This window comes from Cohnella cholangitidis (assembly GCF_014107495.1).
GTDB classification, from domain to species: Bacteria; Bacillota; Bacilli; order Paenibacillales; family Paenibacillaceae; genus Cohnella; species Cohnella cholangitidis.
In genome coordinates this window covers 1,485,001-1,508,006 of sequence record NZ_CP041969.1, presented here as the reverse complement: position 1 = coordinate 1,508,006, position 23,006 = coordinate 1,485,001, and the positions used below count along the sequence as shown (strand labels likewise).

The 23,006-nt window shown below is 51.9% G+C and carries 30 protein-coding genes and 1 pseudogene (1 of these 31 running past the window's edge); 29 read left to right on the top strand and 2 right to left on the bottom strand.

What is annotated here, in order from left to right:
- Positions 1–7 precede the first annotated feature (7 nt).
- The 19 genes from FPL14_RS07485 to FPL14_RS07395 all read left to right on the top strand — a co-directional run bounded on the left by FPL14_RS07485 (position 8) and on the right by FPL14_RS07395 (position 12,667).
- Complete coding sequence (locus tag FPL14_RS07485) at positions 8–574, top strand: thioredoxin family protein (protein WP_182302399.1); 567 nt, start codon at positions 8–10, stop codon at positions 572–574.
- 12 nt (positions 575–586) lie between these two features.
- A complete protein-coding gene (locus FPL14_RS07480; RefSeq protein ID WP_182302398.1) occupies positions 587–1,213 on the top strand; it encodes an MBL fold metallo-hydrolase in 627 nt (208 codons plus the stop codon).
- Positions 1,214–1,385: 172 nt separating this feature from the next.
- On the top strand, positions 1,386–2,093 hold the full coding sequence (locus FPL14_RS07475; protein WP_182302397.1) for a CpaB family protein: 708 nt from the start codon (positions 1,386–1,388) through the stop codon (positions 2,091–2,093).
- Complete coding sequence (locus FPL14_RS07470) at positions 2,093–2,929, top strand: CpaE/TadZ family protein (protein WP_182302396.1); 837 nt, start codon at positions 2,093–2,095, stop codon at positions 2,927–2,929. The genes FPL14_RS07475 and FPL14_RS07470 overlap by 1 nt, the downstream gene beginning before the upstream one ends.
- On the top strand, positions 2,926–4,335 hold the full coding sequence (locus FPL14_RS07465; RefSeq protein WP_182302395.1) for an ATPase, T2SS/T4P/T4SS family: 1,410 nt from the start codon (positions 2,926–2,928) through the stop codon (positions 4,333–4,335). Before FPL14_RS07470 ends, FPL14_RS07465 begins: the two co-directional genes overlap by 4 nt.
- Positions 4,332–5,267 carry a type II secretion system F family protein gene (locus tag FPL14_RS07460; RefSeq protein WP_182302394.1) on the top strand — a complete coding sequence of 312 codons (936 nt, stop codon included), beginning with the start codon at positions 4,332–4,334 and terminating at the stop codon, positions 5,265–5,267. Before FPL14_RS07465 ends, FPL14_RS07460 begins: the two co-directional genes overlap by 4 nt.
- Before the next feature lie 18 nt (positions 5,268–5,285).
- Positions 5,286–6,179, top strand: a complete 894-nt coding sequence (locus FPL14_RS07455; protein ID WP_182302393.1) for a hypothetical protein — start codon at positions 5,286–5,288, stop codon at positions 6,177–6,179.
- A 15-nt stretch (positions 6,180–6,194) separates the two neighbouring features.
- Positions 6,195–6,344 (top strand): hypothetical protein, encoded by a 150-nt coding sequence (locus tag FPL14_RS07450; protein WP_182302392.1) that lies wholly within the window; start codon positions 6,195–6,197, stop codon positions 6,342–6,344.
- A 22-nt stretch (positions 6,345–6,366) separates the two neighbouring features.
- Complete coding sequence (locus FPL14_RS07445; RefSeq protein WP_182302391.1) at positions 6,367–6,513, top strand: hypothetical protein; 147 nt, start codon at positions 6,367–6,369, stop codon at positions 6,511–6,513.
- Complete coding sequence (locus FPL14_RS07440; RefSeq protein ID WP_182302390.1) at positions 6,510–6,941, top strand: hypothetical protein; 432 nt, start codon at positions 6,510–6,512, stop codon at positions 6,939–6,941. Before FPL14_RS07445 ends, FPL14_RS07440 begins: the two co-directional genes overlap by 4 nt.
- Positions 6,942–6,959: 18 nt before the next feature.
- On the top strand, positions 6,960–7,442 hold the full coding sequence (locus FPL14_RS07435) for a hypothetical protein (protein WP_182302389.1): 483 nt from the start codon (positions 6,960–6,962) through the stop codon (positions 7,440–7,442).
- Between the two features lie 398 nt (positions 7,443–7,840).
- The gene (locus FPL14_RS07430; protein WP_182302388.1) at positions 7,841–9,049 is read left to right on the top strand and encodes a M24 family metallopeptidase; all 1,209 of its coding nucleotides are present in this window, start codon (positions 7,841–7,843) and stop codon (positions 9,047–9,049) included.
- 149 nt (positions 9,050–9,198) lie between these two features.
- Positions 9,199–9,732 (top strand): RNA polymerase sigma factor SigY, encoded by a 534-nt coding sequence (gene sigY, locus FPL14_RS07425; protein ID WP_182302387.1) that lies wholly within the window; start codon positions 9,199–9,201, stop codon positions 9,730–9,732.
- Positions 9,719–10,060, top strand: a complete 342-nt coding sequence (locus FPL14_RS07420) for a DUF5345 family protein (RefSeq protein ID WP_182302386.1) — start codon at positions 9,719–9,721, stop codon at positions 10,058–10,060. Before sigY ends, FPL14_RS07420 begins: the two co-directional genes overlap by 14 nt.
- Positions 10,053–10,310 carry a transcriptional regulator gene (locus FPL14_RS07415; protein WP_182302385.1) on the top strand — a complete coding sequence of 86 codons (258 nt, stop codon included), beginning with the start codon at positions 10,053–10,055 and terminating at the stop codon, positions 10,308–10,310. Before FPL14_RS07420 ends, FPL14_RS07415 begins: the two co-directional genes overlap by 8 nt.
- On the top strand, positions 10,303–10,497 hold the full coding sequence (locus tag FPL14_RS07410; RefSeq protein ID WP_182302384.1) for a PLDc N-terminal domain-containing protein: 195 nt from the start codon (positions 10,303–10,305) through the stop codon (positions 10,495–10,497). Before FPL14_RS07415 ends, FPL14_RS07410 begins: the two co-directional genes overlap by 8 nt.
- Positions 10,498–10,499: 2 nt before the next feature.
- Positions 10,500–11,411, top strand: coding sequence for an ABC transporter ATP-binding protein (locus FPL14_RS07405; protein ID WP_182302383.1), 912 nt, complete (start codon positions 10,500–10,502; stop codon positions 11,409–11,411).
- On the top strand, positions 11,408–12,181 hold the full coding sequence (locus FPL14_RS07400) for an ABC transporter permease (protein WP_182302382.1): 774 nt from the start codon (positions 11,408–11,410) through the stop codon (positions 12,179–12,181). Before FPL14_RS07405 ends, FPL14_RS07400 begins: the two co-directional genes overlap by 4 nt.
- Before the next feature lie 102 nt (positions 12,182–12,283).
- Positions 12,284–12,667 (top strand): ATPase, encoded by a 384-nt coding sequence (locus FPL14_RS07395; RefSeq protein WP_182302381.1) that lies wholly within the window; start codon positions 12,284–12,286, stop codon positions 12,665–12,667.
- A 57-nt stretch (positions 12,668–12,724) separates the two neighbouring features.
- Here the strand turns inward: FPL14_RS07395 and FPL14_RS07390 are convergent, their stop codons facing one another.
- Positions 12,725–13,801, bottom strand: a complete 1,077-nt coding sequence (locus FPL14_RS07390) for an EAL domain-containing protein (protein ID WP_182302380.1) — start codon at positions 13,799–13,801, stop codon at positions 12,725–12,727.
- A gap of 149 nt (positions 13,802–13,950) precedes the next feature.
- On the opposite strand from FPL14_RS07390, the gene gatC reads away from it, so the two are divergent.
- The 9 genes and pseudogenes from gatC to FPL14_RS07350 all read left to right on the top strand — a co-directional run bounded on the left by gatC (position 13,951) and on the right by FPL14_RS07350 (position 21,698).
- A complete protein-coding gene (gene gatC / locus FPL14_RS07385) occupies positions 13,951–14,238 on the top strand; it encodes an Asp-tRNA(Asn)/Glu-tRNA(Gln) amidotransferase subunit GatC (RefSeq protein WP_182302379.1) in 288 nt (95 codons plus the stop codon).
- An 18-nt stretch (positions 14,239–14,256) separates the two neighbouring features.
- Entirely contained in the window at positions 14,257–15,717 is a 1,461-nt protein-coding gene (gene gatA / locus FPL14_RS07380; protein WP_182302378.1) for an Asp-tRNA(Asn)/Glu-tRNA(Gln) amidotransferase subunit GatA, read from the top strand.
- 12 nt (positions 15,718–15,729) lie between these two features.
- Positions 15,730–17,164 (top strand): annotated as a pseudogene (gene gatB / locus FPL14_RS07375) (Asp-tRNA(Asn)/Glu-tRNA(Gln) amidotransferase subunit GatB).
- Positions 17,165–17,266: 102 nt separating this feature from the next.
- Positions 17,267–17,743: a GNAT family N-acetyltransferase gene (locus FPL14_RS07370; RefSeq protein ID WP_182302377.1), complete on the top strand. Its 477-nt coding sequence runs from the start codon at positions 17,267–17,269 to the stop codon at positions 17,741–17,743.
- Positions 17,744–17,832: 89 nt separating this feature from the next.
- Positions 17,833–18,537 (top strand): MgtC/SapB family protein, encoded by a 705-nt coding sequence (locus FPL14_RS07365; RefSeq protein ID WP_182302376.1) that lies wholly within the window; start codon positions 17,833–17,835, stop codon positions 18,535–18,537.
- Positions 18,538–18,556: 19 nt separating this feature from the next.
- A complete protein-coding gene (locus FPL14_RS07360; RefSeq protein ID WP_182302375.1) occupies positions 18,557–19,264 on the top strand; it encodes a hypothetical protein in 708 nt (235 codons plus the stop codon).
- 114 nt (positions 19,265–19,378) lie between these two features.
- Positions 19,379–19,810: a Fur family transcriptional regulator gene (locus tag FPL14_RS07355; protein WP_182302374.1), complete on the top strand. Its 432-nt coding sequence runs from the start codon at positions 19,379–19,381 to the stop codon at positions 19,808–19,810.
- Between the two features lie 140 nt (positions 19,811–19,950).
- The gene (locus FPL14_RS29805; RefSeq protein ID WP_229263827.1) at positions 19,951–20,409 is read left to right on the top strand and encodes a stalk domain-containing protein; all 459 of its coding nucleotides are present in this window, start codon (positions 19,951–19,953) and stop codon (positions 20,407–20,409) included.
- Positions 20,355–21,698 (top strand): glycosyl hydrolase family 18 protein, encoded by a 1,344-nt coding sequence (locus FPL14_RS07350; protein WP_229263826.1) that lies wholly within the window; start codon positions 20,355–20,357, stop codon positions 21,696–21,698. The genes FPL14_RS29805 and FPL14_RS07350 overlap by 55 nt, the downstream gene beginning before the upstream one ends.
- 60 nt (positions 21,699–21,758) lie before the next feature.
- Here the strand turns inward: FPL14_RS07350 and FPL14_RS07345 are convergent, their stop codons facing one another.
- The gene (locus FPL14_RS07345; protein ID WP_182303897.1) at positions 21,759–22,148 is read right to left on the bottom strand and encodes a DUF2614 family zinc ribbon-containing protein; all 390 of its coding nucleotides are present in this window, start codon (positions 22,146–22,148) and stop codon (positions 21,759–21,761) included.
- Between the two features lie 198 nt (positions 22,149–22,346).
- On the opposite strand from FPL14_RS07345, the gene FPL14_RS07340 reads away from it, so the two are divergent.
- On the top strand, positions 22,347–23,006 hold the 5' portion of the coding sequence (locus FPL14_RS07340; protein ID WP_229263825.1) for a nucleotidyltransferase-like protein. The gene runs 237 nt beyond the window's last position; the window shows 660 of its 897 coding nt (coding positions 1–660); its start codon is at positions 22,347–22,349; its stop codon lies off the right edge, out of view.

The window sequence follows — 23,006 nt, the reverse complement described above, 5'->3', positions numbered from 1 at the left end:
AATAAGCATGAGCCAATTGATCGCGAGCAAATTACATAAAGGCCTTACGCCACGTCAGTTCATTGACGGCATGGCCAAGAACCAAGATGCTTTCAAGTCCTGGCATGACCAATTCCAATGGAATGACGCGGAATTGGAGGAGTTCTACGATTCTTTGAACAACCGCGACGATCTGCGTTGCATGATTCTGGCAGCCGAATGGTGCGGCGACGTCGTTCGCAACGTGCCTGTCGTGTTCCAAGCGATGGAGAAAGCGGGAATCCCGACGGAAGTGCTGATCATGGAGGAGCATCTGGATTTGATGGATCAGCATCTGACGATGGGAGGCCGAGCGATTCCGGTCGTTCTGTTCATCGATACCGGCGGGCATCTGCTTGGCAAATGGGGCGCTCGCCCGAAACACGTTCAAGAAGTCATGAACGCCTTCAAAGCGGCGAATCCCGATCGCGAAGCGCCGGACTATCAAGAGAAGATCGCGGTCGCAAGACAAGAGATGGGACAGCGCTACGGAGAGGGTACCGGCTATCAGACGGTTATTTTGCAGGAAATTCGCGAAATATTGTCCGGGGTCTGAGGTCGATAACCGATGCTGACTTTTCAACGTTACCCGTTAGGGGCGCTACAGACGAATGCTTACGTAGTCGTAAACTCGGAGCGCACGCATGCCGTGGTTATTGATCCGGGTATGCCGGACGGAGCTCTATTGCGCAAGTTAGACGGATTAAAAGTGGAAGCGATTCTCCTTACGCATGCCCATTTCGACCACATCGGCGGAGTGGATGCGATACGTAAACGGTATGGCTGTCCGGTCTATCTCCATTCGGCGGAGAAAGAATGGTTGACCGATGCGGGGAAAAACGGTTCCAGTCGTTGGACGGACGTAACGCCGCCGATTACGACGGATTTGCCGGACCGGTTCTTGGAGGATGGCCAATTGCTGGAGCTGATCGGGGAAAGCTTCCTCGTGAAGCATACCCCGGGTCACTCTCCCGGCAGCGTGAGCTTCTTGGTGGGCGATCTCTTGTTTGCCGGAGATGCCTTGTTCCGCAGGTCGATCGGACGCACGGATCTGCCGGGAGGCAATCAGGACCAGCTATACCGCTCGATTCGGGAGAAGCTCTATGTATTGCCCGAGGACGTTCTCGTTCTGCCCGGACACGGGCCGGAGACGACCATCGGGGAAGAGCGGAAAGAGAATCCTTTTGTCAGATAAAAGGGAATTCCGCATGGAAATGTCAAAAAAGGCTTTACACTCCTGCTAGCATTTGATATAGTGAGCCTTGTCAAGCCCATATAGGCTATTGTTCGCTGCGAAGAACGCAGGCGATAGAGGAATTGTCCTCTTCCGCCTGCGTTTTTTTATTTCCGGAAAAGAGGGTGAGGGAATGAACAGGCGCAGAAGCGCGGCAATCAGTTTGTCGGCCGCGGTGATATCGGGTTTGCTCGTGTACGGCGTTTACTCGCTTCAGTTAAAACATATTCGATTGGAAGAAACGACGAAGGTTGTCGTTCCCAAGCAATTTATCGGGACCGGGACAAAGTTGGAAACGGATCATTTGACCTTGCTGGCTTTGCCTCGCTCGGCCGTGTCGGCGGAGATGATGACGGACTTGTCGGAAGCGGTCGGAATGGAAACTTCCATTCCCCTGGGCGGGAATGAGCCCGTTCTGCGATGGAAAGTAGACAAGTATCGCTTGTTGCCCGGCGCGGGACAATCGACCTTTCAAATTCCGAGGGAATACGTCAAATCGGTTTCCAACGGGATCCGCGCCGGAGATGAGGTGGTCGTCTATCTGTCTGATGAGGCTACGGTTTCCCGCAAGCTGTATGCGGATGCCGTGAGGGTTGCGGCCGTCAAAACCGCGGCGAACTTGGAGATCGACAATCCGAAAAATCCGAACCTGCTGTCCATGGCTAACGATGACAAAGAAGGGATGTATACGTCTAGGCGGGATGCTAACGGGACGATCGATGCCATCAATTTGAATTTGACCGAAGACCAATGGCTTGCGCTAGATACCGCGTGCAAAGGCGGAACAGCTAAGCTCATTATCGCTTTTCAGGCTTCGTCTATTAAGGAGGATGAACGATAATGTCGGGAAGATTGGCGGCATTCGCGGGTTCGACGCCTAATATCGGCACATCTTTGACGGCATTCGGAACGGCCTATCGCATCGCGGCGTTAACGGGACGTAAAGTAGGGTATTTGTGCCTCAATTTGAAAAGCGCCAAAACGCATTTGTATTTGGGCGTAGACAAACCCGACGTCACCCTGGATGGCGTAAGGCCGGAATTAAGAGCGGGTACTTTATCCGGCGACAAATTGCGGCAATACGCATTTCGTTCTCCTAAGCTTGGCGGCTTACACGTCTTGTTCGGCAATATGGCGAGGGAGCAGGCGGAGTACTACGAACCGGAAGATATGGAAAGGTTGTTGGCGGCCTCCAGGGAAGCATTCGATTTAACGATCGCGGACGTGAGCGCCTATTGGGACAATGCGGCGACCGTATGCGCGATGAGAGAAGCGGACGACCGATTTTTAGTGACGACGGACAGCTTGAGCCATTTTCAAGAGGATATTCATCGCTGGACCGGCCAAGTCGGTTCGCAATTCGGAATGGCGCCCGAGCAGTTTCAATTGGTATTGCTGCATAGTAATCATCGAACGACGGGAGGGTTTCGAATGAAGGAAATTCGCAAGGAAACCGGTTGTACCGAGTTTACGGAGCTGAAGTTGCTGGAGAGCGTGCATCTTCAGTTGGATAGCGGCAGGTTGGATGAATGGCTGGCGGCAGAAGAGAGGAATGCCGCAGCCTTCGACGCGGTGGCCAATCCCCTGCTTAATCGGTTGAATTGGGCGCAAAGGCTGCAAAAAACCGATCGTCCGTGGCTCAGAAGATTGATGATTCATAGGCGGAGGGACCGTTGAGCGCCGATCGCGCCGCTAAACGGTTTTCTACTACCGGTTATGCGGCCGACTTGCAGACTTCGATTAATAGGTCGGCTATAGCGACTAGCGATGGTTCGGATGGTTTGGCTAGCTTGCGGTCGTATACGGAAGAAGTCCGCCATATGCTGGCGACTCCGAGAGGCTGGAGCGAAGAGGAGCGGCGGCGATATGCCGAGAAGCTTAATCGGGCGGTTATCGGCTTTCCCCAGGAGAGAGCGGAGATGCTCGCGATCATTTCCGATTGGATCATCCGCAAAAGGCTGCAGCATGTTTCTTTCGGTAACTTGCCCTATGCGACATTGGCGGAGGCTTTGTTCGCGGAAGTCATCGGGATGAACATGCTCGAGCTTGTGCTCCGTAACCGGGAAGGCTTGGAAGAGGTGCAAGTCGTCGGCACCCGAATTTTCGAAGTGAGGGACGGCAAGGCGACGGCCTCATCTTATCGGTTTCAGGAACTGAGTCATGTCGAGAGAATTCAACAGAATCTAGTGCTATTCAATAACGATAGGATCAACCCGCGTAAAAGATGGGCGGAGGTGTTGCTGTTGGATGGCTCCCGCGTCACTTTGACGGGCTTCGGGTTTACGGCACAGCCAACGTTAACGATTCGTCTGTATACGGTAAAACGGTTCAATCTCGAAACGTTATGCAGCCCGGAATATCTGACGATGGATGACCGGGTGCGCGAGCTTCTGCTTGTCATCGTGCGCAGCCGATTGAATATGGTCGTGATCGGCGCGACGAATACCGGTAAAACTCATCTGATTAAGGCGCTTATCTCCGCGATGCCCGACGAAGAGAGAATCGTAACGATCGAAAGCCGATATGAACTGATGCTTGCCAGAGACTTCCCGGACAAGAACGTCGTGGAGTACGAATCCGACGAGGATGATCCTCTTCACGGACCCCGTCAAGCGTTCAAGCTGGCGTTAAGGCAATCCCCTCAGCGTATCTGTCACGCGGAAATACGGGATGAAGACGCCAACATTTACGTTCGTGCTTGTACCCGCGGTCATGAAGGGAGCATCACTTCCGTACATGCCAACGGCTTGGAGGACGTCCCCGACACGATCACGGACATGTGCATGCTCGATGGCCGGGGAATGAATCCGATCTCGATGATTCGGCGCATTACGGAGCATGTCACGCATATCGGGTTCGAGATGCGCATGGTTCAAGGAGTGCGGAAGCTCGTCAGGGTAGGAGAGTTCGAATGGTGCAACGGAGCGGTCAGGGTCAGGGATTTGGTTCGATACGATGAGGCAACGGGACAGTGGACTTTTCCCGAATCTTTCTCGGACAAAGCGTTGCGGAAAATGGCCAGAATCTCTCCCGAAGGCAATCGGCCGATTGGAATATCCCCTTCAGGAGGCAGCGTTAAATGATGAAGCTAGCCATCGTATCCTTGATCGGATTGCTCTTTCTATTGTTGTTCGTAAGTTTCCGGTTTGGATTGCTGGCATGGTGGGATACCCAATCTCGTAAACGACGGCTCAAAGCGATGAAAGTCAGCCGTTGGAAATGGGATCCGCTGCAGAGTTGGACGCGTTTAAGCAAACCCCATCAGCATGTTTCCGATCTGCTGTTAGCGATGGGGTGGCGCATGAAGCCGCAAGGTCTCGCGACTTGTTCGTTGGCAATGGGGATGATGGGTATCGTCGCGGGGGTACTGGTGTTTCAGTCCTTTCGTTCTGTAATCATTTTGTTTGGCGTGCTAAGCTGCTTGCCTTATTTGCTGCTTCGCATGTCGTTGATCAACAGGCAAATGGCGACAAGATTGGAGTTCTTGCCCGCCGTGGAACTGTTCTACCAGAGTTACCTGATTACTGGTTGCCGGCACGTTCGGGTTGCCCTGCAGAAAACGGTGGAAGAGCGTCGTCTGCCCGGCGAAGTACAATCGGTGTTCGAACAGCTCTATCGGAATTTATCGGTCAAGGGGGACGATGAGGGTAGTTTACGTCGGTTTTCGTTGTCGTTCGGCAACGCTTGGGCGGATTATTTCGGAAGCATTCTTAAAGTGGCGATCGAAGAAGGAAACAACGTTGCGGATAACCTGAAGGAACTCATCTCGGATATGCGCAAAGCCCAAATGGCGAATCAATTGGAACGCCACCGGTTGCTCGAGATTCGAATGGCTAACTTTACGCCGGTATTGTTCTTAGCGCTGTTCATGGGGGTGAACTTTCGGTTGAATCCGGAAGGAAGTTATCGCTATTACATTTTGGATTCCGGAGGGAGAGGGATGCTTCTTAATGCGCTCGTGCTGTTGTTCGGATCGTTTATGATGGGGCTTTATCTGTCCAGGAGAAAAATATAGAGGACGAGGTGACCGATCGTGAACGATTACGTGCAGACACTCACAGTCGGAATTGGCGGGTTTGTCCAGTTTGCGCTCATCTTTGCCGGTATATCCGTCATTTTGAGGTTTTGGTTCGTTCCCCGCAATCGCTGGCGAATCCATCTGAAGGGCTGGCGCGATAGGAGGATGCCTCTATGGTGGCTTCGAATATGGAGGACGGACAGGGAAAGCGTAAGCCTGCAAGAGAGACGGATGCTGCTAGCGGGATGCGGAATACGTTATCCTCCGGAGTCGTACTTGGCTTATCGCCGATGCTCGTTATTCGCGCTTCCTTTTATCGGTGGAATTGCGTACGTAATGCAAGATAGGGGACAGCTTTCGGCCGTACTTGCCTGGAATATGCTAATTGCGCTCTTGATCATAATCGGCTTGGCGGCATTCGATCGGATGTGGCTTCAATCCATCCGGCGCTACCGGACGGACCGAATAAGGCGCGAGATCGTGGCCGTTAGCAGCCAACTATTGTATTACACGGGTTCAAGGCAGCATCTTCACGGCAAGCTCATGAAATGTCTCGGTCTAACCCGGTACATTCGAAGCGAAATGGGGCTGTTGCTGAACGAATGGTATCACGATGCCGATGCCGCTCTGAAACGGTTCAAGGAACGGTTAGGAACCGACGAGGCCTACGGATTTGCCGAAAGTTTGCGCTCCCTGCGCATGAACGAAAGCGACGAGATCTACGATATGCTCCGTGAAGTGGTACGGGATTATAAATCGCAGATAGAGCTTGCCAAGGATAGCCGCAAAGAGACGACTTCCTATCTCTTGTTCGTACTGGCTGGTATTCCGATTTTGTATACGTTCCAAATTTTTCTGTACCCCTGGGTCCAAGAAGCGGCTAAGCTTTTTGACGCCCTCAGCCCGTAGGAAGGAGGTGTTTGGATGAGGAACATTCTGATTACGGTCATGATGTTAATCGTAGTGGCTTTATTGTTTAATACGATCGTGGCTCAAGATAATACGGGAACGCGAGCGCGTATTGAAACGCACGGCAACTCGGCGAACACGACGCTCGGGAATCTTGCGCCTTAAGCGGAAAGGAAGAGAGGATGCCATGCGACAGCTGTTAATGACAATGCTGTTGATCGTTACAGTCGTTTTACTGTATAGCTCTATTACGCAGGGGACCGGGGGCACGGATGAGCTGATTCAAACATCGGGCGGGCGTATGGCGGATCACATATCCCGAATCAGTCCGTGAAACAACTGTTAGTATTTTTGCTGTTCGCCGCGTTGTTTTGTTGGTTGATGTTCTCTCCGATTTATAAACACGTGCTCGTCATCCGGCAGGCCCTGTTACAACAAGAAGCGGACTACTTGCTGGAAGTCGGCGCTAGCGGGAGATACGGGTACATTGACGGGGGAATGGTTGCGGAATCAAGGGACAGGCTGTCGCAATACGGGTTTACTGCGTCTTCTCTTCGATATGAAGTGACCTCCACGTCGGGAGCCGACGCCGACAATGCTGCCTCGCCCTTGCTACGGGGAGTCGGGATTCGTCTACGTATTACGTATCCGTACGACAATTTGCTCGACATCGATCGTTTGATCGGGGTAACGCCTCCGTCCGATGAGGCTAGAATCGCCGGCGGCGGGATGAAAATGAGCGAGTATGTCCCCAGCCGATAACAAGGAGCAGACGGGACTATGGCCAAGCTTGTGTTCAGCGTGCTTATGATCGTAGTGTGGTGGATGCTCCATGCGTTGCAGATCGACGAAGAAGTGGCGATGGGGACGGTGCATGACGCTAAGCGAGCGGTTGACCGCGCTGCGCATGCCGCTGCCCAACAGTTAGACCGGGACAAGCTGGAGATGGGCGTTATCTCTATTCAATCCGAGTTAGCGGAAGAAGCTACTCTGACCTATTTGCAGCACAATTTGTCGTTAGATGCGGAACTGCAGCCATTGCCGGATAGCTTCCTTCGGGAAGCCGTCGAAGTACTTGCCTTCGAGATCATTAACGAGGATTCGGATTTCCCGTTCACGTATCGCAATCCCCTCTATGACTATGAAGTGACGCTAGACCGACCGGGCGTCGTGTTAATCGTCCACGTAAAGTATCCACGTCTATTCGGAGTACTCGCTCCCGTAGAGTGGGACTTAAAGGGGGCGGCGGAATTGGTATTCTGATAGGTTATTAGCAAGCTATAGTCGGAGGAGCTATCCCATTCGGTCAGTATCGGTACCGATGAGACGGCTCCTTTTGATTTGAAAAGCAAACTACCATTTCCCGAAGGAATAACGGCACGCGGTGCCGTTATATCATCCAAACTACCATTTCCCGAATGAATAACGGCACGCGGTGCCGTTATATCACCCAAACTACCATTTCCCGAATGAATAACGGCACGCGGTGCCGTTATATCATCCAAACTAATATTTCCCGAATGAATAACGGCACGCGGTGCCGTTATTCCTTAGCCCCGTTACCTCAACGAGGTTCGCTCCCCCATTCGGTTGACGTCATGCCGCATCTTTGTTGTAATGAGTACGTGAAGAAGGATAGAAGATAAAGGGGCGCCAAATATATGCATCAATTCCCACCGCAAGACGAGTGGTTGAATCGTAAGCTCAGGTTGCAACAAAAATTAGACGAGTGCGGAATGAAAGGCTGTTTGGTATCGCAGAACGTCGGGATTTACTATTTCACGGGTTCGATGCAAACCGGTTATCTGTTCATGCCCGTAGAGGGCGAGCCTACCTATTACGTCCGAAGAAGCATGGAACGGGCGCTCAAAGAATCGCGAGTGAGAACCGTCGAGCTAGGCTCGTTTCGTTCATTCGGAATGCAGTTAGAAGCCGATTACCCCGAATTAGGGGAACCATCGGGCGAACTGCCTCTATTGGGAGCCGATCTGGACGTGATGCCCGCTCAATTGTACCTTAGGCTTGCCGATGCGATTCCTCGGGCGCGATTGGCCGATGCGTCCGCCATTCTGAGGAACGTTCGAAGCGTAAAGTCTCCCTACGAGATCGAGCGGATTTCCCGCGCGGCCGAGGTCGTTGCGGTTGCTCTCGAGACGGGCTTAGCCAGCTTGCGAGAAGGCATGACGGAGTTGGAATTGATGTCCGTTATCGAATACTCGATTCGAAGGAACGAGCACATTGGATTAATGAGGATGCGCAATTACAACCAAGAGATTATGACCGGTATCGTCGCTTCGGGAGAAGCGGCGGCGGAGCCTTCGTATTTCGATGGTCCCGCGGGGGGGAGGGGGTTGTCCCCGGCCTCCCCGAAGAGCGTTAGCCTTCGCCCGATCGGCCGCAATGAACCGATACTGATCGATATCGGCTGCTGCGTCGACGGATACGTGATCGACCAGACGCGTACGGCCGTGATAGGAGAGCTAGACCCCGATCTTCGCGCCGCTTACGATACCGCCGCGGAGATCATGAGGATCAGCGAGCGGTCGCTTCGTCCGGGCGGTATCCCCGAGGAGATTTATTTCCAAGCCGTAGAGATGGCGAAGGCCGCGGGATTGTCGGAGCATTTCATGGGGTTTGGCCGCGACCAAGTTAAATTCCTGGGGCATGGGATCGGACTCGAGATCGACGAATGGCCGGTGCTTGCCAAAGGTTTTCGAGCTCCGTTGGAACCCGGAATGACGATCGCCGTCGAACCCAAATTCACGTTTCCGGGACGAGGCGTCGTCGGCGTAGAGAACACGTATCTGATTACGGAATTCGGCTGCAAGGCATTAACGGTGTCTCCGGAGAAGATTTATGCATTGCCCTGAGAATTTCCTGCATTCTCTCGACAACGGTACCCAGAAAATGGTTATCGTTGTTTTTTTATTTAGGGTTGAACGATTCGCGGTCGGGAAACGTATTAATTGCACCCATTGAGAACCACGCGAATTTCAGAAGGAGGCGGGAGTCAAACCTTATGCCGAAATCCACTCCGAACCACTCCCGCAACGGACGAATCTCGCCTGCCGAGTTGCCTTCGTTGCTCCGGGAGCATTACGGAATCGTGTTTCACTATTTACTCAAAGCGACGATGAACCGAACTCTCGCGGAGGATATCACCCAGGAGACGATGATTCGGGCGATCGAGAAGATCGATAGATACGACGGCAGCTCTAAGTTCTCGTCATGGCTCATTACGATCGGTACGAGATTGTATCTCGATTTCCTTCGTAAACGCAAAAGGGAACACGAAAGCTTGAAGCAGCAATCCCAAATATCCGCTTTGCAATGGGAAACGGAATCGCGGGGGGCGGAATGGAGCGAGCTGCTGTCGAGCCTGGAGAAGCTCGCGAATGAAGACCGAATTCCTCTTGTGCTCAAGCATTATTACGGATACACCTACGAGGAAATCGGAGAGATGATATCCCTGCCGCCAGGAACGGTCAAATCAAGAGTTCATTACGTTATTCGAAAAATCCGAGAGGAGCGAGTCAAGGATGAAGCCTACTGATCAAGATCAGGATAATAAACTCATTGCGGATTTGCGCAGAGATTGGGAAGCGCTAGAGAAAACCTATTCCGTTAATCCGGCGCCGCTAGACGTATGGGAATCCCTAGTCCATAGACAACGTCAAGTTACGAGGCGACGCTTATGGCGAGATTTACTCCTCTTCTGGTCGGTCGCGGTGCCGCTTGTTTCGGGCGGCGTTCTTTTCCTCGGTTCGGGAATATCGGTGTGGTTTTGGCTGCTGCAAGGGATATCCGTCATCGTCGGTATTCCCCTGGCGATTAACGAATTTAAAGCTTCTTGGCGCAAAGGGGCGTCGACCTATGACTGAAGCATCCATGCAGGGGAACTGGTGGCTGTGGACTTTTCTCGGACTTCTGTTGCTGGCGCAGAGCACCGGACTGTTCGTGCATGCCCGAAGCCGGGGAGGAAAGGCATGGTTCTGGGGACTATGGGGATTGACCCAGTTTCCGTGTCCAACGCTCGTATACTTGCTGTTGCAGTGGTGGAAAAACCGCAAACGCAAGCTTGAAGCCGAAGGAAATAACAGACTAAAGGATGGAGGGACCAACGATGGATAAATTAGATCTATTAAAAATATTGCTTCCGGTAGTCCTCATACAGCTTATTTTGCTGGTGACGGCATTGACGTATTTATTCCGGATGGATTCCGTTCGAGGGAAGAAGTGGGTATGGGTTCTGGTGATCGTTCTCGTTAATATCGTTGGACCGATCTTATTTTTCGCGTTCGGAAGGAAGGAGAGATGACTATGAATCTTCTAAAGGCAGAAGGATTATCTCGCAGATACGGAAAAACAGATGCGCTCAGCCAAGCCAGCTTCGTCATCGGCGAGAATCGTTGCATCGCCTTGCTGGGGCCTAACGGAGCGGGTAAAACGACGACGTTATCCCTGTTAGCGGGTTTGTTGGATCCGACGTCCGGCACGCTCGTCATGAATAGCGATCTAAGCTCGGACAGGCGACGCTGGATGGGGTTCCTCCCGCAGCATCCCGCGTTTTTCGGTTGGTTGACCGGATTCGAAACGATGGTTACCGCCGGCAGGTTATGCGGCTTATCCTCCAAGGAGGCGGCGGAGCGCGGCAAAGAATTGCTGGAGGCGGCAGGGTTGAAAGAAGCAGCGAATCGTCGCGTTTCCGGCTATTCCGGAGGAATGAAGCAGCGTCTGGGGCTGGCTCAAGCCGTCGTTCATCGTCCACGCTTGCTTCTGTTGGACGAGCCTGTTTCCGCTTTGGATCCGATAGGAAGACGTGACGTGCTCACGATGCTGGACAATTGGAAGCGGGAGATGACGATCGTGCTCTCCACCCACGTTCTTCACGACGCGGAGCAGGTTTGCGATGAGCTGATCTTAATGAATCGCGGCCGAGTCATGATGCAGGGGGAGATCGAACAGTTGCGCCAAACCGCGGGAGACCCCTACTTGAATATCGTCGTAGAAGAAGGAGAAGCAGCGAATAATTGGCTCGGAAGAATCGGGCGGATTCAGGGCGTGACGAAGGTGGAAGGCGGGAAGTGCCAATGCCGCGTTCACACGGACGAAATGGATTCCGTAAGGGATAAGGTACTGCGAAGCGCCTTGGATGAAGGAGTAAAACTGCTGACCTTCGAGGTTAGCCGCAAATCGTTAGAGCAATGGTTCGTTGAGGCGGTGCAGGCATGAGCGGCTTCGGAATATTGCTTCACAAAGAATGGCGCGAAGCCCTTCGTACGGCTAAATTGATTTGGTTGCCGGCGGTATTCCTCTTGCTAGGACTCCTTCAGCCGCTTACGGCGAAGTTCATGCCGGACATCCTTGCTTCCGCCGGCAATCTGCCTGAAGGCACGCTTATCCAAATCCCGGTTCCAACGCCCGGGGAGGTATTGGGACAAACGATCAGCCAGTTCGGAACGGTAGGATTGCTGGCCGTATGTCTGGCGTTCATGGGAACGATTGCCGGAGAGAAGCGAAACGGCACCGCGGATTGGATTCTCGTCAAACCCGTCTCCCCGTTGGCTTATGTGGCATCCAAATGGGTCGTGCTTTGCCTGATCGTCGCGATTGCGTTCGGTCTAGGGTTTGGCGGATCGTGGTACTACACGAATCTATTAATCGGCGTTCCGAATTCGGGAGACGCCCTTATCTCCGCGTTTTTGTACTATATCTGGCTCGTGTTCATCGGTACGGTTACGATTATGACCAGCGCCTTGCTTCGTTCTCCCGCGGCTGCCGCTTTCATTACCTTTGGCGGCGCGATCGTTCTGCAGTTGGTTCATGGCCTATTCGATAACAAGCTTTCTTGGCTGCCGTCCGGACTTGACGCCGCGGCGATCTCCAAGCTGGCGACGGGAAGTTCGCCGAGCTGGGCAGGCTCCGCTATCGTTACGGGGATCTGCATCGCGACGCTGTTAACGGTTGCGGCAAAAGGAGCGGGCTTAAGGAAAAAAGGATAGATTACTCTCATAGACAGCCTAAATACGACTCCATTTGCATAAGGTAATGATTTTCTAGTAGGATAGTATTATTACCTGAAACATGGGAAGGGGAGAATCGGTATGCTGAAGCTGGGAGAGAAAATCATCATCGTGGATGATCGGTTCGAGCAAAATTTGCCCGTGGGCGAGTATGGGTATGTAATCGCTTATGACCGTAACAACGACAGCGCGTTCGATTATATTATTCGGGTACCGAAAGCTAATAGACAATTTTACGTGCCAGGTGAAGATATTGAATTAGAAGAAACTTTGATAGAGCTCGAAGTCGACCGCATTGAAAGAGAAGCCCTGATCGACTTCGCCTTGGTTACCCGGAACGAGGAGCTGTTTAAGCGAATCATGAACGGCGGCAAGGAAGAAGAGGAACCTGTCGAAGAAGCGAGCAAAGAAGTACTGAGCCGCGAGGAATTTATTCGGCAAGTCAACTTGAAAGCTTGGATTTAATAAAATAGGCACCGAAGTTCTCATGCTTCAAGAGACTTTCGGTGCTTTTTTCTATTCTTAATTGACTCCGACCGCCGTTTCGCTAGGAACCGGCATCGCCCGTCCGAACAAATAGCCTTGAAACAGAGGGACGCCTGCATTTTTCAGGTAATCCCATTCCTCTTGCCGTTCCACGCCTTCGGCCAGAACAACGCCGTGAAACCGGGAAACGCGTTCCAGCAGCCGGTCGATATATCGCTGTTTCTTCGGGTCCGCGTCGCATTGGCTGACCCATCTTCGGTCCATTTTGACGTAGTCGGGCTGTAACCGGTCCACGATATCCAAAGTCGCAAACCCCGCGCCAACGTCGTCTAAAGCAAGATTTACCCCTTCGTTGCGATACGCGTCAAAAACGCTTTTTAATCTAGGGTCGTCAAGCGGCTCGGACTCCATCACTTCGAATACGTAATCCCGCGGGTCGGTGCCGGATTCCTTGATCGTCTCGAACGTGCCTTTGAGGCAAGCGGCCGGCTGATGCAAGGAAGAGGGGAGGAAATTGACGAATCGCTTCATGCCGGACGGCAAATGCGATGCCCCCAGCCGAATCGCCGAATGTCTGGCGGCTCTATCCAAATAAGCGTGTTGCCCGATTCTTCTGGCGGTGCGGAATAGCTCCGCCGGGCGAAACGGCGGTTGTTCCGGCAACGGACGCAGCAAAAATTCATAGCCGACAATATTGCCGCTCGGCTGTACGATAGGCTGCAAATAAGTCGTGAACAACCGATACAAAATATAATCGGAGACGCTCCGTCCGCCGACTTCGCCGAATAACTCGGACAACGCGATCCAACCGGCTTTATCGTTCTCGATGCTTGCTTCTTCCGATTCCGAATCATCGCTGTCGTACGAGATCCGACATTGCACTTTCTGAGCTTCCGGAGTCTCTATTTTCCTCTGCAGCTTGCTCATCAGCTTAAGCAGCGGCCGTTGATCGTCGTAGCGTAGCGTAAGAGAAGGCTTATCGTTATGCGAAGATGTGCATTCTTTTATCGCTTCATATAAGGTTTCAAGAATTGCCGGATCGTCCGCCGCGAATTCTACGAGCCCGTAATCCCTTAATGGAGCGGAACTTATCGCGCTATGGTAACGGGGCATCTTAATTCCTCCTTACGTGGACGTTTGTCGTCTTATTTTAACCGTTTTCCGAACCCCTAAAGCATTTACCCGTCATTGAGTTCCCTTAGTTTGTCCGATATAATGAAAAGAATGAGCGGATATGCGGAAATAAGGAGGGTTATGCAAACATGAGCATTACGATCAAAGATGTCGAGCATGTTGCCAATTTGGCGCGTCTTGAGCTGTCCGATGCGGAGAAGGAACAATTCACCGGACAATTGAACGCGATTCTGAAATATGCCGATAAATTAGACCAACTGGACACGGACGGCATTGAGCCGACGAGCCACGTATTGCCTCTCGCCAACGTGATGAGGGAAGACGTCGTTAAACCTTCTTGGCCAATTGAGAAAGTACTTCTCAACGCTCCGGAAGAAGAGGACTGGCAGTTCAAAGTGCCTGCGGTTCTGGAATAAAGATTAGGAGGAGCAAGCATGTCGGTTTTTGATTTGAGATTGGCGGAACTACATAATCGTCTTCAAAATAAACAATTATCCGTTGCCGAACTGGTGGAGCAATCCATTAAACGGATTTCCGATACGGACGACAAGATTGGCGCTTTTCTTGCCTTGAATGAAGCGGGAGCGCGCAAAGAAGCGGAAGCTCTCGATGCGCAGCTCGCAGCTGGCGGAGAACGGGGCTTGTTATTCGGCGTGCCTGCAGGCATTAAGGATAACATCGTCACGGAAGGCTTGCGCACGACTTGCGGAAGCAAGTTTCTGGAAAACCACGATCCGATTTACGACGCAACGGTCGTTACGAAACTGCGCGCCGCGCAGTCCGTCACGATCGGCAAGCTCAACATGGACGAATTCGCGATGGGCGGATCCAACGAGAATTCCGCATACCATCCGGTTCGCAACCCATGGGATTTAGAGCGCGTACCGGGGGGCTCTAGCGGTGGCTCCGCGGCTGCCGTCGCGGCCGGTCAAGTATACTTTACTTTAGGTTCCGATACGGGAGGATCTATTCGCCAGCCTGCCGCGTATTGCGGCGTTGTCGGACTGAAGCCGACGTACGGCCTCGTTTCCCGTTTCGGGTTAGTCGCGTTCGCGTCTTCGCTCGACCAGATCGGTCCGATCACGAAAAACGTGGAAGATTCCGCATATGTCCTGCAAGCGATCGCAGGCCATGACGAGAGAGACACCACTTCGGCTAAAGTCGACATTCCCGACTATTTGTCCGCGTTGACCGGAGATGTCAAAGGCTTGCGAATCGGCGTTCCTAAAGAATATTTAGGTCAAGGCATCGATCCTCAAGTGAAGGAACGCGTGTTGGAGGCGCTGAAAGTGTTCGAATCGATGGGCGCCGCATGGGAGGAAATATCCCTACCGCATACGGAATACGCGATTGCGACTTATTATTTGCTGGCTTCTTCCGAAGCATCCTCCAATCTGGCCCGGTTCGACGGCGTGCGCTACGGAGTTCGCGCGGACAATCCGGCTAATTTAATCGATCTGTATCGTCGTTCCCGCAGCGAAGGCTTCGGTCCGGAAGTGAAACGCCGGATCATGTTAGGTACTTATGCGTTAAGCTCGGGTTATTATGACGCTTATTATAAGAAAGCCCAGCAAGTGCGTACGTTGATCAAGCAAGACTTCGACAATGCGTTCGAGAAATACGACTTGATTATCGGGCCTACAGCGCCGACTCCCGCGTTCAAATTGGGAGCGCAAGTCGGAGATCCGCTTACGATGTATTTAAACGATATTTGCACGATTCCCGTCAGCTTGGCGGGAGTGCCGGCGATCAGCATTCCTTGCGGATCGGCTGACGGTTTGCCCGTCGGTCTGCAAATCATCGGCAAGCCGTTCGACGAGCGGACGGTATTGAGAGCGGCACACGCATTCGAAAGCCAAACCGGGTTCCATGACCTGCGTCCGGCACTGTCTTAGGAGGAGCACAACATGTCCAAATATGAAACGGTCGTCGGCCTTGAGGTACACGTCGAACTGCATACGAAATCGAAAATTTTCTGCGGGTGCTCGACTTCTTTCGGCGCGCCGCCCAACACGCACACATGTCCGGTATGCTTAGGCCATCCCGGAGTATTGCCAGTCCTTAACCGTCAAGCGGTAGAATACGCGATGAAGGCCGCGATGGCGATCAACTGCGAAATCGCGGAATGGTGCAAATTCGACCGTAAAAACTATTTTTATCCCGATTCGCCCAAAGCCTACCAAATTTCGCAATACGACCAACCGATCGGACAGAACGGTTGGATCGACATCGAGGTGAACGGCCAAACGAAACGGATCGGCATCACTCGCCTTCACTTGGAGGAGGACGCCGGCAAGCTGACGCATATCGAAGGGGGCTATGGTTCCTTAGTCGATTTAAACCGCGTCGGAACGCCGCTTGTCGAGATCGTATCCGAGCCGGACATCCGTTCCCCGGAAGAAGCGAAAGCTTATCTGGAGAAACTAAGAGCCATCATGCAATATTATCGACGTCTCAGACGTGAAGATGGAAGAAGGCAGCCTGCGTTGCGACGCCAACATTAGTATTCGTCCATACGGGCAAGAGAAGTTCGGAACCCGCGCGGAATTGAAAAATATGAACTCCTTCCGGGGCGTTCAGCGCGGTCTCGAGTACGAGGAGCTGCGTCAAGCGGATGTGCTCGACAGCGGCGGCACGGTCGTGCAAGAGACGCGTCGGTGGGACGAGGCGCAAGGAAAAACGATCAGCATGCGCGGCAAAGAAGAGGCGCATGATTATCGTTATTTCCCTGATCCGGATCTCGTTCGCCTACATATCGACGCCGAGTGGAAAGCCAGGGTTCGGGCTTCGATTCCGGAATTGCCGGATGCGCGGCAAGCGCGGTACATCCAGCAATACGGCTTATCGTCTTACGATGCCGGCGTCCTGACCGCATCCATGAAGCTTGCGGATTTCTTCGAGGAGAGCTTGAAGCATACTAGCGATGCGAAAGCGTCCGCTAACTGGATCATGGGAGATTTGCTCGGTTATTTGAACGCCAATAACTTGGAGCTCGGCGACGTTAAGATTACCGGCCAAGGTTTGGGCGAGATGATTCAGCTAATCGAGAAAGGTACGATCAGTACGAAAATCGCCAAAACGGTATTCAAAGGCCTGATCGAAACGGGGAAATCGCCGCAACAAATCGTCGAAGAGCAGGGGCTCGTGCAAATTAGCGACGAAGGCGCCATTCTCTCGATCGTCGACGCCGTCATTGCCGCCAATCCGCAATCGGTCGAAGATTTCCGTAACGGCAAAGAGAAGGCGATCGGCTTCCTTGTCGGACAAATCATGAAAGAAACGAAGGGCAAAGCGAACCCGGGGCTTGTGAACAAGCTTCTGGTGGAGCGCTTAAATGCATAAAACATCAAGAAAACGGCAAATTCGCATAGTGCGGATTTGTCGTTTTGTTCACGACGGCGGCAGCCGGTAATGCTAAGAAAGGTAGGCTATAGGATGGGGATTGTGGGGATAGAGATCCAGCGCCGGGAAGAAGCGGAGGAAGTATGGGAGTTGCAGCATCCGGCTTATCGCGTCGAGGCTGCTTTGATCGGCGTACCCGATTTGCCACCGCTGCAGGATACGATTCAATCGTTGCAAGCTTGCGGCGAGACCTTCATCGGGTACCGTAACGAAGAGGGAGATCTCGTCGGCGCCGTTGCGTACGAACGTATCCGATCAAGCGAATATACGATTAGCAGAATGATGGTGCACCCCGACTTCATGCGTCAAGGGATCGGAACGCTTTTGCTACGGCATCTTCTGACAACGGAAAAGCTGAAGTTTTGCGTCTGGTCCGTTACGGCGGAAATTCGCAACCTGCCCGCGATCGCTTTGTATGAGCGCTTTGGTTTTGCTCGTCGGATGACATTCAGTCCGATAGAGGGAATCGAGATGGTTAAGCTTATTCGTTTGCCTTCCGGCGAGACAACTCCGACCTGAGCCTAGGTTTACCCCCGTCCGAAAACCATTGTATGGTCAAATTCTACCGTGATACAATGATAAAAATTGAAACGATGAAAGGGATGCCAATGCACAATCCTTGGGTAATTGACAGCGTGCATCTTGTCATCCGCCTACTCTTATCCGTCTTGCTCGGAGGGTTAGTCGGATATGAAAGAGAACGGAAAAATCATGCGGCGGGCTTACGAACCCACACTTTGGTATGTTTGGGCTCTTGTTTGCTTATGATTCTTTCCATGTATGGATTTGCCGATTTCGTGGGCGAACCGAATGTTCGGCTCGATCCTGCTCGCCTCGCCGCGCAGGTTATTACCGGAGTAGGATTTCTAGGTGCGGGGACCATTCTGTTTACCGGAAAATCGATTACGGGATTAACGACAGCGGCATCGGTGTGGGTAGTTATGGCCGTAGGATTAACGGTCGGAGCGGGTTTTTATTTGCCTGCCGTCGTATCGGCGGTAATGGTGCTGCTTATCTTGTGGGGACTAAATATCGTTGAAAAGCGGTATGTAAACAACCGGCGAGAATGTACCTTTACGCTAATGCTGAACGGCGAATCGCCTCGAGTCGAGAACATACAGGCGCTTCTAAACCAACGTGGAGTAAAGTTGCTTAAAGTTCGATTCGTAGGCCCGGAAGATCATGAAGTAAGCGTCGACGCCAAACATCAAGGGATGGTTATCACCGTCGTTCTTCCGCATAGGGAGCAGATGATGGCGCTGGCAGAAGAATTCAATCGCATGGCTGGAGTAAAGTCCGTAGCAGCGGAATAACGAAGTTGGAGGAATTGGGATGAAAGAGACAGGGGATTGGAATAACAACGAATATCCGCTGCCGCCGAGCCCGGACGAAGGCGATAGATTGCAGCATGAGCCATATAAGCATCGGCAGCATCAGCAACAGGAGCAATGGCCGGGATACGCGGTTCCTAGCGGCTATTCGCAAGGACACAAGCTACCCGGCAGAAAAAGAAAATGGATATCCGGGCTCTTGGCGTTTTTAGTACCGGGTATTGGGCATATGTATTTAGGGTTAATGGTTAAAGCCGTAGCGATCATGCTGCTCGTCGCGTTCGATATCACTTCGATCGTATATGCCGCTATCGAGGGCGACAACGTGTTGTTTATCGTTTTGTTGAGCTTTGTTCTTCTTATCATCTATTTCTACAGCTTGTTCGATGCCATCCAAAGCACGGATGCGGTGAATGAACGCAAAGCTATGGGGAGAGCCGCTTCCGGATCGCCGGTTGCGACGCCTAACGTCTGGACGGAGAACGTGGTTAAGCCAGCCGTTGAAGGTAGTCAAGGACGCAGCGTTCCTCCTACGGGAATATTGTTATTAGCGGGTTCAGGAGTCGTCATTCTTCTCTTGTCGGGTACGAATTGGACGAATTGGTTGTTCAATTCCTTCGGTTCCATGTTCGGTGCAATCGTGCTGATCGGCGCGGGAGTGGGACTTTGGTTCTGGGAAGGCCGCGGGCATCATCGGAAAGGGAATTAATCGCAGTCGCGCATCTCGGGATTGATCTTCCATTGACAATGTTCAATCACGAAACGTAGAATATAGATATCTTTATATTCTACACGCAGATGTTATACGAAAGGCTGTGAGAGCATGGAATCCAAGGTCGAGCATGCCGTGGACCAGCTCAAATCCGGCGGTGTCCGGATGACTCCGCAACGATACGCAATATTACAATATCTTATGGAATCGTTCTCGCATCCGACTGCCGACGATATTTATCGTGCGCTGTCTCCGCAGTATCCGAGTTTGAGCGTGGCAACGGTTTATAACAATTTGAAGGTATTCGTAGACGCCGGACTCGTTCGTGAGCTGACTTATGGAGATGATTCGAGTCGCTTTGATGCCGATATGTCCGACCATTACCATGTCACTTGCACGAACTGCGGCACGATCGTCGATTTCGATCATCCCCCGGTCATTGAAGTGGAGAGGGCAGCTGCAGCCTCAACCGGCTTTAGCGTCATCGGTCATCGGCTGGAAATATACGGGCTCTGCCCGACGTGCAGAGGTTTGCATTCCTAATTTCAGTTAACTTATCTAAAAAAAGCACGCGGGGATTAACGCCTTGGCGTGCTTTTTGAGTTTAGCAACTTTTCAGCCCGCAAAGCCGTTCTTTTTAAGAGGACAAGCGTTGCATCCAGAGCAACAGAAACGGAGAGTGAATGGAATTGAATTCCGATTTGGTGGCCGGACCGCGCCGTTCGCGTAAAAGATCCGGCAGGTGGATGTTCTTCTTGTTAATCTTCGTAGTGGCGGCAGTGGCCGTCATTTGGTGGAGAGCATCCCATTCGGCGAATACGTCATATGTTCAGCCTAAATATATCGAGAGTCCATCCCCGATTATGATCAAAGGGGAATGGACCGAAGTTAATGCCCAAGGAACCGAAGACGGGTTGCTTATTCCCTTGAAAATAGCCGAGCGGTTGTTGGGAGACGGAGTTCATTACGAGGAGAAGTCCGAGACCATCGTTCTGACGACGGATACGAAAGTTCTGCATTTCAAAACGGGCGAATTGGATGCTACTCTGAACCGAAAGCCGTTTTCCCTGCGTTCGCCGCGAAAAAAGTGGACGGTACTCTTTATTTGCCGGCGGCTCCGCTCACGGAATTGTTCGGCGTAAAAGCGGAAGTCGGACAGCCTGCCGGCATCGTATCGCTCTTCGTGCCCGGAGAAGCCATTCAACATGCGAAAGTGCCCGATAAATCCAGCAAGGGTATCAAGTTACGAGAAGGTCCTAATAAATCCTTCGCTATTATTGAAGATTTGCCTGCCGGAGCAGATTTACGGCTATGGGGAGAGGAAGAAGGCTGGTACAAGGCGCAATCGAAAACGGGACATATCGGATACGTGGCTAAGAGCGCGGTTTCTTTGTTGGCCATCGAGACGATTCCGCCGAACTCGTCAACCGAGGAGCCTTTTGTCGCGTGGAAGAGCAGCGGCCAAAGAATTAATTTGACTTGGGAAGCCGTATACTCCGCGAATCCCGACACTAAGAAAATCGGAGAGCTTACCGGCGTTAACGTAGTTAGTCCGACTTGGTTTGAACTGATCGACGGCAAAGGCAACATCCGAAGCAAAGCCGATGCGGGTTACTCGGCATGGGCACGCTCCAAAGGCATTCAAGTATGGGGGCTGTTCAGCAATGGATTCGAACCGGATCGCACGCAAGCAGCGCTAGCTTCGTACGAATCTCGATTTGCTATGATTCAACAGATGTTGGCTTACGCGAAAACTTTCAAGCTGCAAGGAGTTAACATCGACTTCGAAAACGTATATACGAAGGACAAAGATAATTTAGTGCAGTTCATGAGAGAGTTAACGCCGCTACTCCATGAACAAAACCTTGTCGTGTCGATAGACGTGACTCCTAAATCCAACAGCGAGATGTGGTCGGCTTTCCTGGATCGAGAGCGGTTGGGGACGACGGTCGATTTTATGATGGTTATGGCCTACGACGAGCATTGGGCATCGAGTCCTGTTGCCGGATCGGTCTCTTCGCTTCCATGGGTAGAAAACTCCATTAAGCGCATTCTAGAGGAAGACGGAGTCCCGTCCGATAAACTGATCTTGGGTGTTCCTTACTACACGCGGATATGGACGGAAGAACCGGATGGCAAAGGCGGCGTCAAAGTTTCTTCCAAAACGATGAGCATGGATGCCGTCAAGCAGTTGATTGCCGAGAAAAAGCTGAAGCCGTCGAACTCCGAGGAAACAGGCCAAAGCTATGTAGAGTTCAAAGAGGGCAAGGCGATCAAAAAAATATGGATCGAGGATGCCGCGTCTATCCAAGCCCGTGCGAAGCTGGCTAATCAATACAACTTGGCCGGAGTCGCGTCATGGCGGCGCGGATTCGAATCGAACGACATTTGGCAAGCTCTGGATAAGGTGCTTCAGAGCAGGGCTAAGTAATAGATGAAAAACGAAAACCTCCGGATGCTAATGCTCCGGAGGTTTTGTTATACAGGTTTATTAAGATTGGGTTTGCAGCGGAGTATCCCCGGAATTATCGGAAGGAACCTTGGCTGCGGCTTCTTCCGTAGCTTTGGAAGGATCCAGCGTAAGAATCGTATGGCAATACATGCATCGATCCGTCGTTCCTAACATTTTGGTCCTTTTAGAGCATTCGGGACAATCGATAACCGGGGCGCTAGTGGATAACATGCCGACCCAGAAATAGATCCCCATACTGATGAAGCAACTGATCATCCCAAGTACCATGAAGATAGCTGCGATAATTTTGCCGACTTCGCCGAACAGAAGAATACCGCTTGTTCCGAAGACCATTACGCCCATGCCGAGTAGCACGAGCAACAGACCCCAAGTCCGCATAGTCGATATTTTGCTTGCTTTCCATTTCATGTTGTTGTCTCCCATCTTAAAGAACACATGGTGCAGTTCCAATTCACGCCGATAGCCGCTCCATCCGGCAAGCAGGAAACAAGGCATAGCTTGTAGAACTAGACCATACTCGTATTTTTTATTATAGCTCACATTTTGTGGACAGACCACCTTGCATCGAGCTTATGAGATCGTAAAGATAATAAGGATGTGAATAATGTGGCGTCACTGGACAACAATTCGTTTTATTTAGAGCAACTCGGCCAAGAGGAGGGGATAGTCAGCCTGCTTCTCATCGCCAATCCGTACTCCTATCAGCCTTTGATTGACGGAATGGATCGGTTGGCTCTCATTATTACGAATGCTTCGAATTCGACAAAGGATTCCGAGCACTGGATATGGAATGACGCGCGTATTCTGGTAAGAAGAGTAACTCGTGAAAAGCTGGAAAGCTGGATTGTCAGCAGTCCGAATCGCAATGTCATCTACTGGTTAGTACAAGGCGAGATTCTGATCGACCACGACAATTATTTAACCAGCCTTCGCGATCGTTTAATGGAATGGTCGCCGCTTATCCGCGAGCAGAAGCTGCTGAGCGAATTTTCACAGTTCGTTCGCTCTTATTTGCAAGCGAAACAAGACCTTAGGGACGGTCAGGTGTTGGATGCTTATTCGAACGTACTGGCTTCGCTTCATTATTGGGCGCACATCGTTCTGGTCGAAGAGGGGATGCATCCGGAGCTTACGGTATGGGAGCAAATGAGAAGGGTGAATCCGGGCATCTATAAATTGTTCGAGGAATTAACGACAAGCGGAGAGACCCTTGAACAGAGAGTACAGCTTGTGCTGTTAGCCTGCGAATTCACGATCCTCAATAAA

Bases quoted from the DNA above. Each gene is read 5' to 3' on its own strand.
- FPL14_RS07485 (WP_182302399.1), top strand. From the start codon at position 8: ATGAGCCAATTGATCGCGAGCAAATTACATAAAGGCCTTACGCCACGT.
- FPL14_RS07480 (WP_182302398.1), top strand. From the start codon at position 587: ATGCTGACTTTTCAACGTTACCCGTTAGGGGCGCTACAGACGAATGCT.
- FPL14_RS07475 (WP_182302397.1), top strand. From the start codon at position 1,386: ATGAACAGGCGCAGAAGCGCGGCAATCAGTTTGTCGGCCGCGGTGATA.
- FPL14_RS07470 (WP_182302396.1), top strand. From the start codon at position 2,093: ATGTCGGGAAGATTGGCGGCATTCGCGGGTTCGACGCCTAATATCGGC.
- FPL14_RS07460 (WP_182302394.1), top strand. From the start codon at position 4,332: ATGATGAAGCTAGCCATCGTATCCTTGATCGGATTGCTCTTTCTATTG.
- FPL14_RS07450 (WP_182302392.1), top strand. From the start codon at position 6,195: ATGAGGAACATTCTGATTACGGTCATGATGTTAATCGTAGTGGCTTTA.
- FPL14_RS07445 (WP_182302391.1), top strand. From the start codon at position 6,367: ATGCGACAGCTGTTAATGACAATGCTGTTGATCGTTACAGTCGTTTTA.
- FPL14_RS07435 (WP_182302389.1), top strand. From the start codon at position 6,960: ATGGCCAAGCTTGTGTTCAGCGTGCTTATGATCGTAGTGTGGTGGATG.
- FPL14_RS07430 (WP_182302388.1), top strand. From the start codon at position 7,841: ATGCATCAATTCCCACCGCAAGACGAGTGGTTGAATCGTAAGCTCAGG.
- sigY (WP_182302387.1), top strand. From the start codon at position 9,199: ATGCCGAAATCCACTCCGAACCACTCCCGCAACGGACGAATCTCGCCT.
- FPL14_RS07420 (WP_182302386.1), top strand. From the start codon at position 9,719: ATGAAGCCTACTGATCAAGATCAGGATAATAAACTCATTGCGGATTTG.
- FPL14_RS07415 (WP_182302385.1), top strand. From the start codon at position 10,053: ATGACTGAAGCATCCATGCAGGGGAACTGGTGGCTGTGGACTTTTCTC.
- FPL14_RS07410 (WP_182302384.1), top strand. From the start codon at position 10,303: ATGGATAAATTAGATCTATTAAAAATATTGCTTCCGGTAGTCCTCATA.
- FPL14_RS07405 (WP_182302383.1), top strand. From the start codon at position 10,500: ATGAATCTTCTAAAGGCAGAAGGATTATCTCGCAGATACGGAAAAACA.
- FPL14_RS07400 (WP_182302382.1), top strand. From the start codon at position 11,408: ATGAGCGGCTTCGGAATATTGCTTCACAAAGAATGGCGCGAAGCCCTT.
- FPL14_RS07395 (WP_182302381.1), top strand. From the start codon at position 12,284: ATGCTGAAGCTGGGAGAGAAAATCATCATCGTGGATGATCGGTTCGAG.
- FPL14_RS07390 (WP_182302380.1), bottom strand. From the start codon at position 13,801: ATGCCCCGTTACCATAGCGCGATAAGTTCCGCTCCATTAAGGGATTAC.
- gatC (WP_182302379.1), top strand. From the start codon at position 13,951: ATGAGCATTACGATCAAAGATGTCGAGCATGTTGCCAATTTGGCGCGT.
- gatA (WP_182302378.1), top strand. From the start codon at position 14,257: ATGTCGGTTTTTGATTTGAGATTGGCGGAACTACATAATCGTCTTCAA.
- FPL14_RS07365 (WP_182302376.1), top strand. From the start codon at position 17,833: ATGCACAATCCTTGGGTAATTGACAGCGTGCATCTTGTCATCCGCCTA.
- FPL14_RS07360 (WP_182302375.1), top strand. From the start codon at position 18,557: ATGAAAGAGACAGGGGATTGGAATAACAACGAATATCCGCTGCCGCCG.
- FPL14_RS07355 (WP_182302374.1), top strand. From the start codon at position 19,379: ATGGAATCCAAGGTCGAGCATGCCGTGGACCAGCTCAAATCCGGCGGT.
- FPL14_RS29805 (WP_229263827.1), top strand. From the start codon at position 19,951: ATGGAATTGAATTCCGATTTGGTGGCCGGACCGCGCCGTTCGCGTAAA.
- FPL14_RS07345 (WP_182303897.1), bottom strand. From the start codon at position 22,148: ATGAAATGGAAAGCAAGCAAAATATCGACTATGCGGACTTGGGGTCTG.